This is a genomic window from Bacillus sp. BML-BC051, assembly GCF_019656175.1.
Classification (GTDB): domain Bacteria; phylum Bacillota; class Bacilli; order Bacillales; family Bacillaceae_G; genus Bacillus_A; species Bacillus_A mobilis.
This window is the reverse complement of the sequence record NZ_BPLI01000170.1, coordinates 1-217: the sequence shown is the minus strand read 5'-3', so window position 1 is coordinate 217 and position 217 is coordinate 1. Positions and strand designations below refer to the sequence as shown.

General features: G+C 37.8%; 1 protein-coding gene. It reads right to left on the bottom strand.

Translation table 11 applies throughout. The features are described from left to right. A partial coding sequence (locus K5S59_RS29805; protein ID WP_220784131.1) for an immune inhibitor A domain-containing protein occupies positions 1 to 217 on the bottom strand: 217 nt, incomplete at both ends.

The window sequence follows — 217 nt, the reverse complement described above, 5'->3', positions numbered from 1 at the left end:
GATATATGTAGGAACTCCTACACCACGCTTAATTTTATCGTAATCTACTTCTAAAATTTTTGCCCAGTTGCCACCCATATTCTTTTGTAAGAAGTCTTTATTTTGTGGTGAAAAACTAGTTGGCTCTGTTCCTGCAATTTTCCCTGTCCAACTACCTCCACTCATTAATGACCAAGCTTCGACAGGTGAACCAGTTCCAGTATATTTCGTATCATAT